At 56.2% G+C, this 14,980-nt stretch carries 12 protein-coding genes and 1 pseudogene; 3 read left to right on the top strand and 10 right to left on the bottom strand.

What is annotated here, in order from left to right:
- The coding region (locus APH34_RS29585) for a hypothetical protein (protein ID WP_177337038.1) at positions 1–700 on the top strand (700 nt) is incomplete at its 5' end.
- A gap of 259 nt (positions 701–959) precedes the next feature.
- On the opposite strand, the pseudogene APH34_RS28810 reads toward APH34_RS29585, so the two are convergent.
- The 6 genes and pseudogenes from APH34_RS28810 to APH34_RS19330 all read right to left on the bottom strand — a co-directional run.
- Positions 960–1,328: pseudogene (locus APH34_RS28810) on the bottom strand (transposase); the annotation flags it as partial.
- Between the two features lie 223 nt (positions 1,329–1,551).
- Positions 1,552–3,792, bottom strand: a complete 2,241-nt coding sequence (locus tag APH34_RS19310; protein ID WP_033690117.1) for a DEAD/DEAH box helicase — start codon at positions 3,790–3,792, stop codon at positions 1,552–1,554.
- A complete protein-coding gene (locus APH34_RS19315) occupies positions 3,767–5,062 on the bottom strand; it encodes an ATP-binding protein (protein WP_009681866.1) in 1,296 nt (431 codons plus the stop codon). The genes APH34_RS19310 and APH34_RS19315 overlap by 26 nt, the downstream gene beginning before the upstream one ends.
- Positions 5,059–7,479: a TerB N-terminal domain-containing protein gene (locus tag APH34_RS19320; protein WP_009681867.1), complete on the bottom strand. Its 2,421-nt coding sequence runs from the start codon at positions 7,477–7,479 to the stop codon at positions 5,059–5,061. The genes APH34_RS19315 and APH34_RS19320 overlap by 4 nt, the downstream gene beginning before the upstream one ends.
- 122 nt (positions 7,480–7,601) lie before the next feature.
- Positions 7,602–8,363 (bottom strand): NAD-dependent deacylase, encoded by a 762-nt coding sequence (locus APH34_RS19325; RefSeq protein ID WP_033690120.1) that lies wholly within the window; start codon positions 8,361–8,363, stop codon positions 7,602–7,604.
- A 150-nt stretch (positions 8,364–8,513) separates the two neighbouring features.
- Positions 8,514–8,975, bottom strand: coding sequence for a hypothetical protein (locus APH34_RS19330; protein WP_172828431.1), 462 nt, complete (start codon positions 8,973–8,975; stop codon positions 8,514–8,516).
- A 142-nt stretch (positions 8,976–9,117) separates the two neighbouring features.
- Between APH34_RS19330 and APH34_RS19335 the strand changes: the two genes are divergently transcribed.
- Complete coding sequence (locus tag APH34_RS19335; RefSeq protein WP_016487079.1) at positions 9,118–9,393, top strand: helix-turn-helix domain-containing protein; 276 nt, start codon at positions 9,118–9,120, stop codon at positions 9,391–9,393.
- Positions 9,394–9,744: 351 nt separating this feature from the next.
- Here APH34_RS19335 and APH34_RS19340 read toward each other — a convergent pair whose 3' ends face one another.
- The 3 genes from APH34_RS19340 to APH34_RS19350 all read right to left on the bottom strand — a co-directional run bounded on the left by APH34_RS19340 (position 9,745) and on the right by APH34_RS19350 (position 11,969).
- Positions 9,745–10,185: a hypothetical protein gene (locus APH34_RS19340; protein ID WP_009681872.1), complete on the bottom strand. Its 441-nt coding sequence runs from the start codon at positions 10,183–10,185 to the stop codon at positions 9,745–9,747.
- A 118-nt stretch (positions 10,186–10,303) separates the two neighbouring features.
- Entirely contained in the window at positions 10,304–10,615 is a 312-nt protein-coding gene (locus tag APH34_RS19345) for a hypothetical protein (RefSeq protein WP_009681873.1), read from the bottom strand.
- A gap of 73 nt (positions 10,616–10,688) precedes the next feature.
- Positions 10,689–11,969 (bottom strand): site-specific integrase, encoded by a 1,281-nt coding sequence (locus APH34_RS19350; protein ID WP_047149825.1) that lies wholly within the window; start codon positions 11,967–11,969, stop codon positions 10,689–10,691.
- Positions 11,970–12,888: 919 nt separating this feature from the next.
- Between APH34_RS19350 and rfaD the strand changes: the two genes are divergently transcribed.
- Positions 12,889–13,911, top strand: a complete 1,023-nt coding sequence (gene rfaD / locus APH34_RS19355; RefSeq protein ID WP_054902503.1) for an ADP-glyceromanno-heptose 6-epimerase — start codon at positions 12,889–12,891, stop codon at positions 13,909–13,911.
- 115 nt (positions 13,912–14,026) lie between these two features.
- On the opposite strand, the gene paaX is transcribed toward rfaD, so the two are convergent.
- Positions 14,027–14,950, bottom strand: coding sequence for a phenylacetic acid degradation operon negative regulatory protein PaaX (gene paaX / locus APH34_RS19360; RefSeq protein ID WP_177337039.1), 924 nt, complete (start codon positions 14,948–14,950; stop codon positions 14,027–14,029).
- Positions 14,951–14,980 lie beyond the last annotated feature (30 nt).

Genomic DNA, 14,980 nt, shown 5'->3' on the forward strand with positions numbered 1-14,980 from the left:
GATCGCCAATAACCAGGAGATCACATTCCCGGACTATCTAGCTCGGTTTGCTCCGTTCAGCAATGAGTCCAAGCTCAAGACTTGGTTGATCAAACAAGGTTTTGAGGTCGTTTCAATACCTAAAAACACCGTATTTTCAGAGCTCTACAGCATCATGGAACGGGCGTATGCCAATTCCCTGTCTCATGGTAAAACGCCTTTGCTGATTGAGCATGATGCTATTCAGGTCTCCGTGCTCATTAGCGAATTTGAAAAGGGCGAAAAATCTATTTTCGTGACAGCAGATCGGCGGCTAAAAAATGTGTTGGTTAACACAAAATATCATGATTCTGCTGAACTCATGATTAGCCACGTCGGCTTGATACAGTTTATTGAAGTAATGCTTGGAGGGATTCAGCAAGGCGTCGGTCTCGCGCAGCTGATATGGAGCTCCAAAGTTTCGGAGCGGGCGCATGCTGTGCGATCTTATTTCACGTCCAAAGCGTTGCAGCAATACGACGCAAGCATGTTAATGACGATGCCCGAAATCATCGATAAATTTGCTGACTTCGCGCATGCTGAGTTGGATAAGGCTGGCGAGAACTTAGACATTGACGATCCGACTAAGCGGGTCAAGGCCTTTAAGGCTCTGGGTATACTCGAAAAGCGATATTTTGAGAGTATGAAAGCCGCGATGAAAAATGTGGATCAAGCTGAATGAAACCCCTTTGTAATCGGCCTGAATGACCGCCATTGGCAGATTGTTGCCCTTCGTGAAGGGCAGCTTCGGGTCGGGAGGTGCCCTCTAGGTAGGGCAATCGGTGGCAGCAGCAGGGCGGTACTGACCCATATCAATATCCACGCCGCAAAGGCGTCAGTAAGCGCTTCGGCTGCCACGGTAGTGGCGTGAGCCAGCGAGTCCGCCCCAACGGCACTCCCAAGGCCAGATAACGTTCGCTTATCAGACCTAATATGAGTGGGTTCCAGTCGCCCAAGAAGTTGCGCGCGTGTTCGCCAGCGCGACTTGGGCTAAAGTCGAGCGTCAAGATCGACGTAGTGCTGTAGGACCAGACGTAGGCCCGATGGGCTTTCTTTTCGCCCGGCGCAAGCATTTGCACGGGCGTTTCATCAGCTTGAATCACGCTCTGCTTCAGCACAGGTTCACTCAGCGCATCGACCAGCGGCCGGAATTGCACGTCAGTTTGCCCAACCCACTGGGCTATGGTCGAGAAAGCGATTGCCAGCTCGATGCGGCCAAAAATTTTCTCCTACCGGTACAGCGGCAAGTGATCGGCAAACTTGGCCACCATTACGTGGACCAGCAAGCCTGGAGTCGGGATACTTGCGTCGGGTCTTTGCTACAGGCTGGAAGTGTCCGTCAGGGGCCAAAACAGCAGGCACAAAAAAACCACCCAGGAGGTGGCTTTTATGTGCTTTCGCATATCCCAAGGCGAAATCAGCTACCGTGCTGACTCCTAACCAAGTGGTGTATGAAGAGATCGTAGATGATTTCGATTCATCCAACAAGGCCTAAATCCTAGGAGAGGAGACGCCATGGGCGCTAGCCTCGCCCTACGCCTCTTCGCCAAGAAGTCGTGCTGTTAAAACCGCGGCCTGGAGATCAAGATGGCTCGAGGCAAATGACTTCATTAGGAGCGAGCGGGGAAGGGCCCAATCCCATTTCTCTCGGATCATGTTTTCTACGCTCTCCAAGATGGGCTCTACATTTGAAATATCCATTTGACCGACCACGCGCAACGCTCGCAACGTATCCTCTTCACTGAATGCAACTTCCAGGAAGAGCCCTGTGTTTTCACAGTGAATGCCCACATGCCGGAGCAGCAAGGCCAGCGCATCGTTGGTGTAGTCCCCTCGCCAGGTCGCCACGTAGCTGACACTGGCGGAGCCAACAATTGCCGTGCTACCCAATCCGAGGGCACGGAAGTTACTCCGAGCCTCCTCCAGAAGGACTTGAGCGTGCTTGTCCAGGAAAGGACAGGGGGTGGTTTCCATCAGCACGTTTCGCATTTCAAGCCTGACGCGATCATCCACCTGCGCACCTAGCCCATCAAACTGAGGGGGCTCGCCGCCCCGCGCCGGCGTGACTACGATCATCTTCGCTTCCAGGTCGACACTCTGAACCTGCCAACGTCTGCCGCCGAAAATGATGCGTTGCCCCTTGGTCAGGGGTTTGCTGACGGGCAGCGAGCCAAGTGGCTTGCCATCCCTGAGTAAACGAAACTCTTCATCGCTCGTGAATGCAGTGTAGAACTCATAATGGTTGATCAATCGCTCCCCGAGTTCGCCTGGCAGCAGAAGTCCTGAGCTGTCCTGGACGATCAGCTCTTTCTCACCCATACCTTTCAGCAAAGACAGAAAATCAGGCTTGGTGACGCTCGCAAAACTGCCGCTTGCTATGAGATTTCCCCATAATTGCGCTGCCGAGGCACCGCCGAGCTGAGCAATTGACGACAAGCACTGCTGCACCAGTGTCGAGGCGTGCAAGCCTCCCGACCGAGGTGGTTCAAACCATCCACCGATCAGCAAGCGGATCATAGCGACCGTTTGGACAAGGCCCTCACGCAACTGATCGGAGAGATCAGACTGATCCGTTAAGGGGCGCTCTCGGCAGTACGCCCTGAGCATTGCAGGCTCACCGGGTCGACGACCCGAGCGGCCAAGCCGTTGCCTGAGACTTGCCACAGAGGGTGGGGAACCGATCTGTGCGACCGTCCGGATGTTACCGATGTCGATACCCAGCTCCAAGGTAGTAGTGCATACGGCAGAAGCAGGAGGATCTCCCGCCTTCAACGCGCGCTCGGCATCCTGGCGCAGTTCCTTGGACAAGCTACCGTGGTGCGGCCAGAACTCGTTTGGCACGCCATCGTTATCGCACAGTGAGCGCAGTCGGTCGGCAAACCATTCAACCTCTTGGCGCCTGTTGGGGAAGATCAGGTTGTTGTGCCCTCTCAGCACCTTGTACAGATGGCCTGCAATTGCCACCTTGGTGCCAGAGGTCTCCTCCTGTTCGTCGCCTTCATCTGTTGACGATTTCCCAGGGTATTCCGCCACCACCTGTTGCATCGGCTGTTCAAGGTAGCCGCGGACTTGCACCTGGAGTTCTTGGTTAGAGGATTTCGACTCAATGATGGTGATGTCATCCGGGCGAACCGGCCTCAGAAACTTCCGGGCCAGCGACATCTCCCCAAGCGTCGCGGAAAGTCCTACGCGAGGCAGCGCCCTGCCTACGACGATCTCAACCCGTTCCATGAGCGATTGCAGTTGCTTACCGCGCTCACTGCCAATGAAGGCATGAAGCTCATCGATGACGATGTAGCGCAGGTTCTGAAAAGCCCCGGGCAAACTTGAGCCCCTGTTTACGAAGAGGGCTTCGAGGGACTCCGGCGTGATCAGCAAGATGCCCTCAGGCGATTTCAGGAACCGTTGTTTCTTGCTTGCTGCCACATCACCATGCCAGGCAACGACGGGGAGCTCTAGCCGCTCGCACAGCCGGCTGAGCCTGTCCCATTGGTCATTGATCAGTGCCTTGAGTGGGCTGATATATAGCACTGCGCCGGCGGGCTCGCGGTCGTTGAGCAGGTTGGTCAGGATAGGGAGGAATGCGGCCTCCGTTTTGCCTGCTGCGGTAGACGCTGCAATGATCACATCGCGATCAGCGCCCACCAACGCTGGTACCGCCCACTCTTGGGCATCACGTAACGACGTCCACCCCTGTGACCAGACCCATTGCTGAACCTCGGGATGAAGACGCTCAAACGAAGAAGAGTCAGAGCTTGAAGCTGGCGAGCTCATCGTCGGCCTCAACTTCAAGATCCTGTTGGCCAGCCTCATCCTTGGCCAGTTCCACCGCGCCCAGCAAGGTGCGCCAGTCCGCTGTAGGGTTCTGCTCGATGACCGCGAGCAGGTTGATGAAAGCGGTAATGGTCGTGCGCGGCGTCCGGAAATAGGCCTCGCCCAAGCGCTGGTTGCAGTGCGCCATAAACGCTGGGATGGCTTCGTCCGGCAGCAAGAACTTCTCAGCTTCGCCGAAGGCATAGACATTGCGCAGCTTCTGCAGCAGCACGTAGAAGTCTTCAGGGGTCAGGCTGCTGAGCCGAATGACAGGCCCAGAAAGGTCAACCAGTCCAGACTTCGCAAAGCTGTTTTCTGCGAGACGCGATTGCAGGGCAGGGTAGCTGTAGAGCCCCCGACGCGTGTCCATCAGAAACTCTGGCGTGCCGCCCAGCACAAAGCCCAGGCCTTCAGCCGAGCCCTGCAACGAATCATTGAGGATCCGAAGAATCTGTTCGTAGTTGGCATTCCGGGCCTGAGTGTTCGCCAGTTTGTACAGGTTGACTAACTCATCCAGGCACACCATCAGTCCGCCGAAGCCAGCCAGACGCACGAACCGCGACAGCAATTTCAATTGATCGTAAACGGAGGCATCGTCGACGATCGTGCGGACGCCTAGCGCAGCGCGGGCATCGGTCTTGGTGGAAAATTCCCCGCGCAGCCAGCGGATGGCATCAGCCTTAAGCTGTTCATTGCCTTCCTCGAAACCGCGGCAATAGGCAGCAATGACGTCGGCAAAGTCATAACCGTTGACCATTTCGGTGAGCTCCGCCAGGTACTCACGAATGACGACCTCGCTCTCAACACCTTTAGCCTTGGCTTCCGTTTTAGCCTGGGAAATGAATTTCTCAACGATACCCTGGAGCGCGCCGCCATCGGGTTTGGTGCGCGTGGCCATGTTCTTGGCCAGTTCGGAGTAAAGGGATCGCGCCTGACCACCCGAAGCATGAAGACGACGGTCCGGATTCAAATCAGCGTGCATGGTGACGAGCTTGCGCTCCATTGCGATGCCGCGAACCAGGTTGAGGAAGAAGGTTTTACCCGCGCCATACTCGCCAACGACGACGCGGAATGCGGAGCCGCCATCTGCGAGACGATCCACATCCTTGAGCAGCGAGTCGAGTTCACCCGCCCGACCTACCTGGATCAGGTGCTGCCCTACACGGGGCACAACACCCGCACGCAGCGATTGAATGACCGCGTCGCGATCCTTGGCTCGTATCTTACTCATAGGGCTAATTCATCCAGAATTTCGGGGTTGATTTCGATGGGATCATCGCCTTCAGTCACGGGCATGTCGAACAGCTCAAATGCTGTGTCGTTGATCCGTTCCAGGGCGCCATCCAGCATCAATTCCATATCACTGGCTGCGTCTTCCAGCTCAGCGCGGCTCCATTCAGTCCGAGAAACCAACAGGCGGAGGAAGGCAGAATGCTCGACGTCCAAACCATGAACGGTAGCAAGCTGTTCGGCGCTACTGCCCTCCTGATCTTGAAGCGTTTCTGGTGCCGAGGCGCCAGATGTTTCGGGGGGAGACTCTTCATTGAAGACGCTGGCCAGAAGCGCCGACACCTCTGCCGTTTCTTGTTGCAGACGAGCGACCTTGCTCATGTCCAGTGCGAAGCCTGAACCCATGCCTTCTGACGCCTCCGTCGCAGTCGCCGGCGCGACAGTCGAAGGCATTGCCTCCATGACCTGGGAAGGGCGAACGGCTGCACTATGGAGATCGCTGTAGACGAACTGCGGATCGAGAGCGAGCGATTTGTACACGCGCTCAAGCAGCTTCACTTCCTGCGGCGTCACCTCGCCATCCGCATGTGCCAGGTGGGCCAGGAAGCTGGCAATTTTCCGTTTGGCCTCGAGGGTCAAGGGCTCAAGCTTCTTCTTGAGGCTTGCCAGCGTGGGCGGTTGCTTCAGCTGAATTTGGAGGTGCGCTTTCAGGCGTTTGCGATGCGCGATGCAGAGGTGATCCCACGAGTCAATGTGGCCTGAGAGCAGACTTACTTCTTCAAGCGAGGTGTCACCGTCTGCTGCAGCGACTGCACTGGCCAGGTCTAACGTCACTGCTGCGGCGCTGTAGGCATCGGTAGAGCGAAGCGTGCCTTCGTCAGAGTCCGCCGCGAACAGCGCGATGGTGTCTTCAGACTTGGGGGTGCGGCTGCCAGACAGGACGTCGGGTTCCAATCCGATCCGCTTGCTCTCCAACGCCCGGGCAAGGGCGATCACTTTGTCACGGGAAAGCGCGCCGGCCGATTTGAATCGACCTGCCAGCTCTCCGAAACTCATGCAGATGGTTTCGCCCCCGACGCGTTGCTCCAACTGTTCGAGCTCTGCTTTTGCCTCAATAGGCCAGAGTTCGGTTGGCAACTGCAGGATGGCTTCCAGGCTATCTCCGGCGTCTGGATTACGCCCTAGGTACCGACTGAAAGCGTCGAGTACGGAGGTGCAGTCCTCGACAATGACCTGCAGCTTGTTACGCGTTCCTGAGGTCGCCGCGACATCAGGAAGGTCACCTACGGCTACTGCCGGAATATTCAATCCGGCAGTAGCGGGTCGATAGGCGACCTTCAGCTTGGTCTTGTTCTGAGGCAGCACAATGCCGCTGGGATAGCGCTTCGCGAATTCGTGTTTGAAGAGCGCTGCGAATTGCTCGGGACACCGCGTCACAGGTGTGCGCCTGGAGATGTTGGGCTCTGCAAGCGCCCAGGCCAATGCCCAGCTCGAATTAAGCGGATACTTGTCCACGGCCATCTGTCCCAGCGCAACGCGCAGGGACATAGGTAGCTCATACCCATCTGCGGGGCTGGCGCCGGGCTCGCTTAGGTAGCTCTGAGGCTGAACAGCGCCCGCGTCGATATGGGCGAGGAAACGGGTAGCGTAACCGCGGAAAGAATTGTTATCGCCGTAAAGACCAAGTAAACGCTCGACCTCGGCCTTGATGGCCGGGATTTCTGCCTTGGCCTGAGGGTCGGTCGGTGCATCGATCAGCGCACGGCGTTCAAGCCCATAGAAAAACAGGAACACGTAACCCGCATCAGCAGGCTGGCGACGACCTCCTGCCAACCATTGCAGGTACGCTCGCCGCGCCTCGGGCGTGATGCTCCGGTAGCTTGGCCAGTACGGCATCTGTCGCTCGGTGAGGTTCATCGGTGAGCGCGCGACACGGAGCGTGGCGTCGATCAGGGACGGTTCAGTTTGGCCAAATTGAGTCGCCCGCTCGGTGATGTAAAGCAGTCCGCCGGGGATGGCCAACCCAGCCACGTTAACGGACTCATTTTCAGCCAGCCAACGAACCCCCGCGGGCTTGGCACTTGGCTTTGGAATGGCGTAACTCTGACTGTCGCTGGAGGAGCCGACCTGGACAGTATGGAAGTCTGGTTCGCGGGTACTGGTGCTGAACTGGACAGTGACACTGGGGGACGTTGCGTGTCGAGACACCGCAGCGATCTCGACAGAAAAGTCATCTTCAGGAACGTAAGGCTTTGCCCGGGTGGCACGTCTGACGGCCCATATCAATACGCCTATGCCCAAGACGACCCCAATGGCAATCCACACCTGTTTAGGGATCTGTGCCAAGAGGGCAATAACAAATAACAGGGCGTACAGAGCGATCGACCCGCCGCCGCTCCCTTTGCGCTTCCGTGGCATATGAGTGTTCCGTACATTTGGTAATGGCCAAATGACATTCTCACGGATTTTTTAAGGCCCGCCAAGTGGAACAGACGAAGGGAGAGCTTGGACGAAATAAACACTGGCAGCGCTGCGATAACTCAGTCGTTCAGCGCCAGAGCAACCAGATCGGGCAGTATTTTCTCAGCGGGGCCAATCAGCATGATCTCTTTCGGCCCATTCATGGATACATCTAGGGTATTGACGTGTATCACCACTGCACCAGACGCCAACGCCATTTCTGGTAAGTCAGCAGCGGGCCGGACCACGCCGGAAGTCCCGATAGAAAGCATGACATTACACTGTCGTGCTGTTCGACTGGCGGTTTTCCATGCGCCTGGCGGAAGATCCTCACCAAACCACACCACAGCTGGACGTAAGCGACCGTTGCACCGTCGGCAGCGGGGCGGTTCTATCAATGCGCCTTCCGCTGGAAAGCTCGGAAATTCAAGCGATCCCGCGACAGAGCGATGACAGCTGAAACACTTGGGAAGCGTCAGGCTGCCATGGAGATGAAGCACGTCCTGATTGCCCGCCCGCTCGTGCAGATCATCAACATTCTGAGTAACCACAGTGACACTCCGACCGCTGCCAGATAACCGGTGGATCGCCTGATGTGCCGCATTGGGCAGAGCTTGCATGACCTGCTGGCGACGCCATAGGTACCAGCCCCAAACCAGCGCCGGGTTTTCGCGAAATGCCTTCGCGGTTTCTAACCGTTGAGGGTCTTGGCGCTCCCACAACCCGGTTAGTCGGTCACGAAAAGTCGGAATGCCGCTGCCGGCAGAAACGCCAGCGCCGGTAAACACCATGATATGTTGCGCATCCCGCAATGCGTCTGCGGCTTTTGCTAGGGTGTCCATGAGTACTCATCTTCCTAACGTGGGGCAGGGAAGGCTGCCAGGAGAGCGGCCGCGGGTGGCATCGGATCAGTGAACAACCAATTCGGGGGCCTCGCGCCGAAAAAACATGTGTGGACGCTTCACCGTTCAACGACGGTGTGCGTTCCTACATCAAAAGTGCGCGTACAACTGCGGTTCGTCAGCAGACTTAGGTTGAGGGGCCGCGCTGGTGATTCGCGCTTTCAGGTTTCGCGCTGAGTACAACGCGTGTGACCGTTTCCGCAGGCGTAAATCGAGGTCACCTAATTTGTAGGTGGCCACCGCAGTCTCGTAAATCACTGCGCTTTGCGAGGACTCAAGCCCACGGTGAATCACAATCTTACGAAGCTCTTCCAGACTCCAGTGCGGACGTCCGGTGATGGAAGGAGGGCATAGCATTTGTACCTGCGCGATCTCGACGCCCGTTGCCTGGGACAGGAAGACGTTGAGTTCGTAGGCATCTTCAACCACAGCTGCTCGCTCGCTCTCACCGTTGAAAAGCGGCCGCAAGGTTACCCAAAAGCACATCCCTTCAATTTCACAATAGGAACCCGTACGGACAGTACGGGTGTGAGATTCGGACAAATAGATCAAAACGGGCTCCACTGAGCGCTGCATACCCCTAGGCGACCAGTCACCAGGGCTGGAAAACTCAAATTATCCCACAATGAACACTATAGATTGTAGCCCTATCGTGTTCGATAGCGCTTCATCATTCCTTTTATGAGGAATGATGATGGAAATCCGTGAATCCCTGGGTGAGGCACTGCGGCGCATGCGCATTTCGCACGATCTGACCCAGGAAGATTTCGCCGTAGTCAGTAGTCGAACCTACGTAAGCTCCCTCGAACGAGGACTCAAGTCGCCGACCATCCAAAAAATTGAAGAGCTGGCCGGCCGCATGGGTGTCCACCCACTCAGCCTCATCGTATCTGCGTATCTTATCCAAGACCCGGAGGTGAGCTTCGACGGGCTGATCAAACAGGTGAAAAAAGAGGCGCTCAAGCCTTGACCGTCGATTCAGCGCCCAAAATGAGCGCTATAGTGTTCATGTCGTCCTGGATCGACTACCATCGCTGCTCACTGAAACCCGCTTCGGGGAGCAGCGTAGCTATGCGTAGATCATTCCATGGCTAAGGTGGCCCCTTCTACATCCAAAATGCCTATGGCCACCGCCGCTGCTCCCCGTTTTTCAATTGGCCTGTACAGGACACCGTGTCGAGAATCGTGGAAGATTCCTGACTAGCACTGCCGAAGACTGCCGGCCGGAAGCCTGAATGGAGGAGGGCGTCGCTAAATAAAGCGGTTTTGTCTCTTGGGTATAGCGAGCGAGGCGCGGCGATGGGCCTAGCTACGAGCAGCGCTAACCATGCAAGGCCCCATCTATCTCGTACTGTGCGGCTTGAACCACCGCGTCGGGGTCGGACGATATGATGTCCTTCGGCAGCTTACCGCCCAAATACGAATTGGATGATTCGAACCATAACGCCATGCCCCAGCCATTCAGCCTGGTGGCCAGCACAGCGATGACGCGCTGTATTCCCCGGGCCGCAATGGCCAAGGCGCATGCATCGATGGCAAAACGTGGAAAGTACTCCACGCCCTCGTAGTTGATAGAGAAGATTGCACCGTCTAAATACCGGCCAGGAGCGCCGGCGCTGAGTTGCTCTGCTAACTCCGGCAGCAGCGCATTTAGCTCAGGCCAGGTCAGCCAATCTCCGCTGGCCATGACTCTGGATTGTGCCTTGGACTGGAAAATCGCCTCTCGACCGGCAACATTCCTCGCCTTTCGAATTTCGCTCATCTGCGAGACCCTCCTTAAGAATTAGGGGGTAGGGGATGCCAGCAGCCAGTTCTGAGCTGCCCGCTGAGAGATAGACCACCACTAATTCGGATCCACCGGCTGACTAATGGTCGACCAGTCAACGGCGGCCCGCGTCCTGGAAGTAGTCGTCCTGGGCGACCAAGCCCAAATCACCGCTCTCAGCCTTCGGCTCATCACTGAACAGCTGTTGAACACGTCGCTCTTGCTTCACGTACGCCAGGGTCTGGAAAAAGCAGTGCTCACAGAGGTGTACCTCGAATCGCTGGCCGTCGTGTTCGCTGCCATACCCCCAGTGGGCTTGTAGGGTTCCATACTGATAAATGCCCGCAGCCAGGCGCGTAGAATTCCCGCAGACGTCACACATGATATCGGTTATGCACTCAATCTCGACCAGCCCGGTAATTTTCACTGTGAATTCCTAGAAAATGGATTCGTGCCATGTTGGAGGGCAGGCTGGCGATCGGCGACCAAGTGATTCGAGTTCAACCGCGGTCACGCATGCCAATGCGCTTGACCGAATGTGCGCGCTCCTGATCATGCGAGTGATAATAGGTGTTCTGGGTCGTACTGAGGTTGCTGTGACGCAAGTCTTCCTGCAGGTCCTTAGGATTTCGCAGCGGCGCGTCAAAGGTGGCCGAGGTGTGACGTAGCCAGTGCGCAGACGCACAGCGCAGACTTTCCATCTCGTGGTTCGCGCGGCCTTCGCTGCGCATCTTCTCTACGGCTTTATCAAACACGGTTTGGAGGAGGGCGCGGATCTGTCGATCAGACAAACCGGCGCGGCCGTTGAGCGTCGTGATCAGAGGCGTAGTTTCTCCTGGATGAGGTAACTCGGGAAGTCCCAGGAATCGCCGATAACGTTTCAAATAGCGCTCTACGTAGATATCCCGCACGGCAATCTTCGCCGCCTTGTTGCCTTTACCCACCGCGAAGTACCACCAATTGCCTTCATCATCCAAGCGGAAGTCACCCATTGTGGGTTTCCAGTTTTTACGACCGGAGAGATCTGAAACCCGCAGGTACATGGCGAACAGCGTAGCAACAATAAATAATGTTCGCTCATGCCGCTCCGGTTCGGCGTTCGCCATTGCTTCAACGGTATCCAGCACAAAGTCCCACTGCAACGGCGTAAGTGCCCGCGAAGAAGTAACTCCCAGCGCTTCCGTGGAGAATCGATTGCCTTTTTTAAGGAGCCGAAAGGGGTTCGTCTGAGCAAAGCCATCTTCAACAAGAAACTCATAGAAGCGACTGCAGACCGTATACACCTGATTCAACGTGCCATTCGCAGCATGATACTCCGGGGTGCTGGGAGTTTCTGCAGCGATCACTTTGCGGGACTTGCTATTAAACGGATGCCATTTGGGGTTGGGGATGTAGGCCTCGCGGGCATCGAGCGCGTGCGGGTTACTGACGAACCGGCTGCGGGTCACCGGACCCATCCAGTCATCTGGCGGGTTTCGACAGAAGTTCAGATAGTCTTGGGCATCCTGGCGTTTGAGTTGATTCAGCGGTTTGCCTTGGACCAGCAGCGCCCACAGCAGTAAGCGCTCGGTATGACTGCGGTACGAGTTGAACGTCTGGGCGTTGTCGGAAAAGGCGCGCAGAAACGAACGTACCGCGGCGTAGCCGCGGTCAGCCTCCAGTGCGGCGTTACACTCGCCCAGAAAGGCGCCGACGCAGGCCAGCGGTGAGCCGTGCAAACTGAAGTCCTGCTCGATGAAGTTATCGTGGGTTTCGAACAAGGGTTGGGGTGCGCGCGCCATGAAGTACCAGCCAGAATTTTGAATACAATAGACTTCCAGTTATGACAGTAATCGGAAGTTTCAACCTTTTGCGAAGAAAAAGCGTCGAATGACTGATGGTAACGACAAGCCTAGCTAGGCGCAACATGAGAGTGCCGTGACTGGATCAATGACAGATGTCTTGCGCGCTCCTTCAGGTTCAGGCAAATGCGCTCATCAAGCGCTCTTAAATTTGGATACTTCCCTATACTCCCTAACTGATATAAAAGCTGCACAAACATCCTTAAAGCCATACTTGAACGCAGCAGCGGTGCTGGTGGAAAGTCGCCTCATTACTTCCAAGGCGTGGGAAAGTCGCCTTATTGATTCCAAAACCTGGGAAAGTCGCCTCAATCTGTTGCACGAGCGCGGGAGAGTCGCCTCAATCTTGCATTCTGAAGGGAGGATTTTTCGTCGATTCACGACGCTTACTCCGAAGAGTGGGAAAAACTCCTCATTAATTGCCAACGCTAAAAGGTTTAGGAATCGATGTCTGACTCAAAAAATTGGGCACTTTGGCTTCAGATGATGAGGCTGAGCAGCACAGATGTCGCTTTAATTCGCAGGGCATTGCCTTAATGGTCGATTTTATTCAATCAGATCAATGGGTTAAGCATGACTAATGATGAGTCGCCTCATTTAGCGATAGCCTCAAAACACATGGCCCGTTGCAAGACTAGTCGTCCAAACCGGTTACGTGGCTTATGAACATATCGGACATAGCATCCAGTTTAACATAATATGCATTATGCGCAGGTTCGTGCAGAGATACGCACCCATGAGTCAGCAGCATTCAAAGCTACGCGCGCCCCAATTTTCCACAAACCTTTGACCCCGATTAATAATCGCCCAAATTCCCTCTACTAAACTGCGGGCTCCGCACCCTCACGGGGAATCTGGCATGACCATTATCGTAACCGGCGCCGCGGGCTTTATCGGTAGCAACCTCGTTCAGGCGCTCAACCAGCGCAACGAAACCGAGATCATCGCCGTCGATGATCTGAGCGATGGCGACAAATTTTGTAACCTGGCGGACAGCGACATCGCTGATTACCTGGATAAGGACGACTTCCTTCAACGTTTCAGTCGCGGAGAATTCGGCAAGGTGCGTGCGGTGCTGCATCAAGGTGCATGCTCAAGCACTGTCGAAACCGACGGACGTTTCATGATGGACAACAATTATCGGTTCAGTCGGGACCTGCTGGAGTCTGCTCAACGGCAGCAGATTCCGCTCTTGTACGCGTCTTCAGCAGCGGTCTACGGTGCTGAACAGGATTTCCATGAACAGCGCGAATGCGAGCGCCCGTTGAATGTCTACGGCTACTCCAAATTCCTGTTCGATCAACAGGTGCGCCGCCAGCTGTCAGGTTCACGCAGCCAAATCGTAGGTTTACGCTATTTCAACGTTTACGGTCCCCGCGAGCAGCACAAAGGTGCGATGGCATCTGTGGCCCTTCACTGCTTCAACCAATACCAGGCCTATGGCAAGGTGAGCCTTTTCGGCAGCTATGGGGATTACCCAAGCGGTGACCACCTGCGTGATTTCGTCTCGGTGGATGATGTGGTCAGGGTCAATCTGTTCTTCCTCGATCGACCACAATTGAGCGGCATCTTCAATGTCGGCAGCGGTCGCGCCCAGGCCTTCAATGACGTTGCCCTTGCAGTGATCAACAGGCTACGAGAGCACCAGGGTTTACCCCAGCTGACCCTCGAAGCGGCCTTGCTTGAGGGCATACTGGAATACAGCGAGTTTCCCGATCATCTGCGCGGCAAGTACCAGTGCTACACCTGTGCTGACCTGGGGCGTTTGCGCAACGCCGGTTTCGAGGCGGCGACGTTGACCGTCGAGCAAGGTGTGGCCCGTTACTGTGATTGGCTACAGCGTATTCAAAGCCCTCCACCCAGGCATGCGGCGGCGGCCTGAGGAAGATGTAAGCGATGTGCGCGTGGGCTTATCGCGCCCTGCCGAAACGCCTAATTATTAGCTTGATCTATAACTATGCTAAATGAATATTTAGTTTAGTTATATTCAGGCCACCTCAGACCAACCCGCCAAACCGCTTGTAAAAGCTCTCGTTGACGTCCGGTAACGGCCCATCTGCAGTTTCCAGTGCGGCGTTCAACCATGTTTCGGCTTTGGCGCATACGAGTCGATACAAGTTACGGCACAGCTGCCGCGCCGCCCTGCCTTCCCAGTCTCCGGGCAGCAGCTCGTCCGGCAGTTGCGGATCGCGCAGCAGCAGCCTGCGGTACTCGTGGATCAGCAAGATGCGTGCAAGGAAGCAGTCCTGGGCGTCGAGCTCTTCCTGCTCTTTCAAGCCTTGCCACAACGGGCGGAACAGCTGGATGAACTCGCTGTACTGCTGCCCCAGCTCGTCGATCCGCCAGCTTTCTCGCACCTGTGCGCGCATGGCTTTGGAGGCCAGCACTTCCTGGGTATGGGTTTCGAACACGATGCTATCGTCGCCCGCTTCCAGTTCCCGCAAGGTCGCGGCCAGGTCGGCACGGTCTGCCCGTGGGCAACCGAGCACGTTCGGGGCCATGGCACCGAAGCCCTGCCATTCCAGCTCTTCACGCACCGCTTTGCGCTTGCCGGCCTCGAGTTGCGACAGCAAAACCAGGGTCCAGGCGCCGTCCCAGGCCGGTTGGCTTGGGCTGTACACGCGCTTGAAGGCTTTTTCAAAGCGTCGCCGCCCGGTACCGGTCAGGCTGTAATAGCTGCGTCGGCCAACCTTTTCTGCAGTCAGCCAGCCTTCTTTGGTCAGGCGGAAAATCGATGTGCGGATCAGCCGCTCGTTGATACCGATCGGCTCCAGCAGGTTGATCAAGCTGCCGAGCCAGACCGTGCCGCCATGGGGTTCGATAGCATCCCCGTACAGGGTGATGATCAGCGAACTGGCGCGGATCGGCGTCTGCTCCTGGAAGCGGGTGATCAGGTTGTTCAGCGGGGCGAGGTTGCTCATGAAGGAACTGTGCGCGGATAAAGCCCCGAC

It is taken from the genome of Pseudomonas sp. NBRC 111131, assembly GCF_001320525.1.
In the GTDB taxonomy this organism is placed as follows: Bacteria; Pseudomonadota; Gammaproteobacteria; order Pseudomonadales; family Pseudomonadaceae; genus Aquipseudomonas; species Aquipseudomonas ceruminis.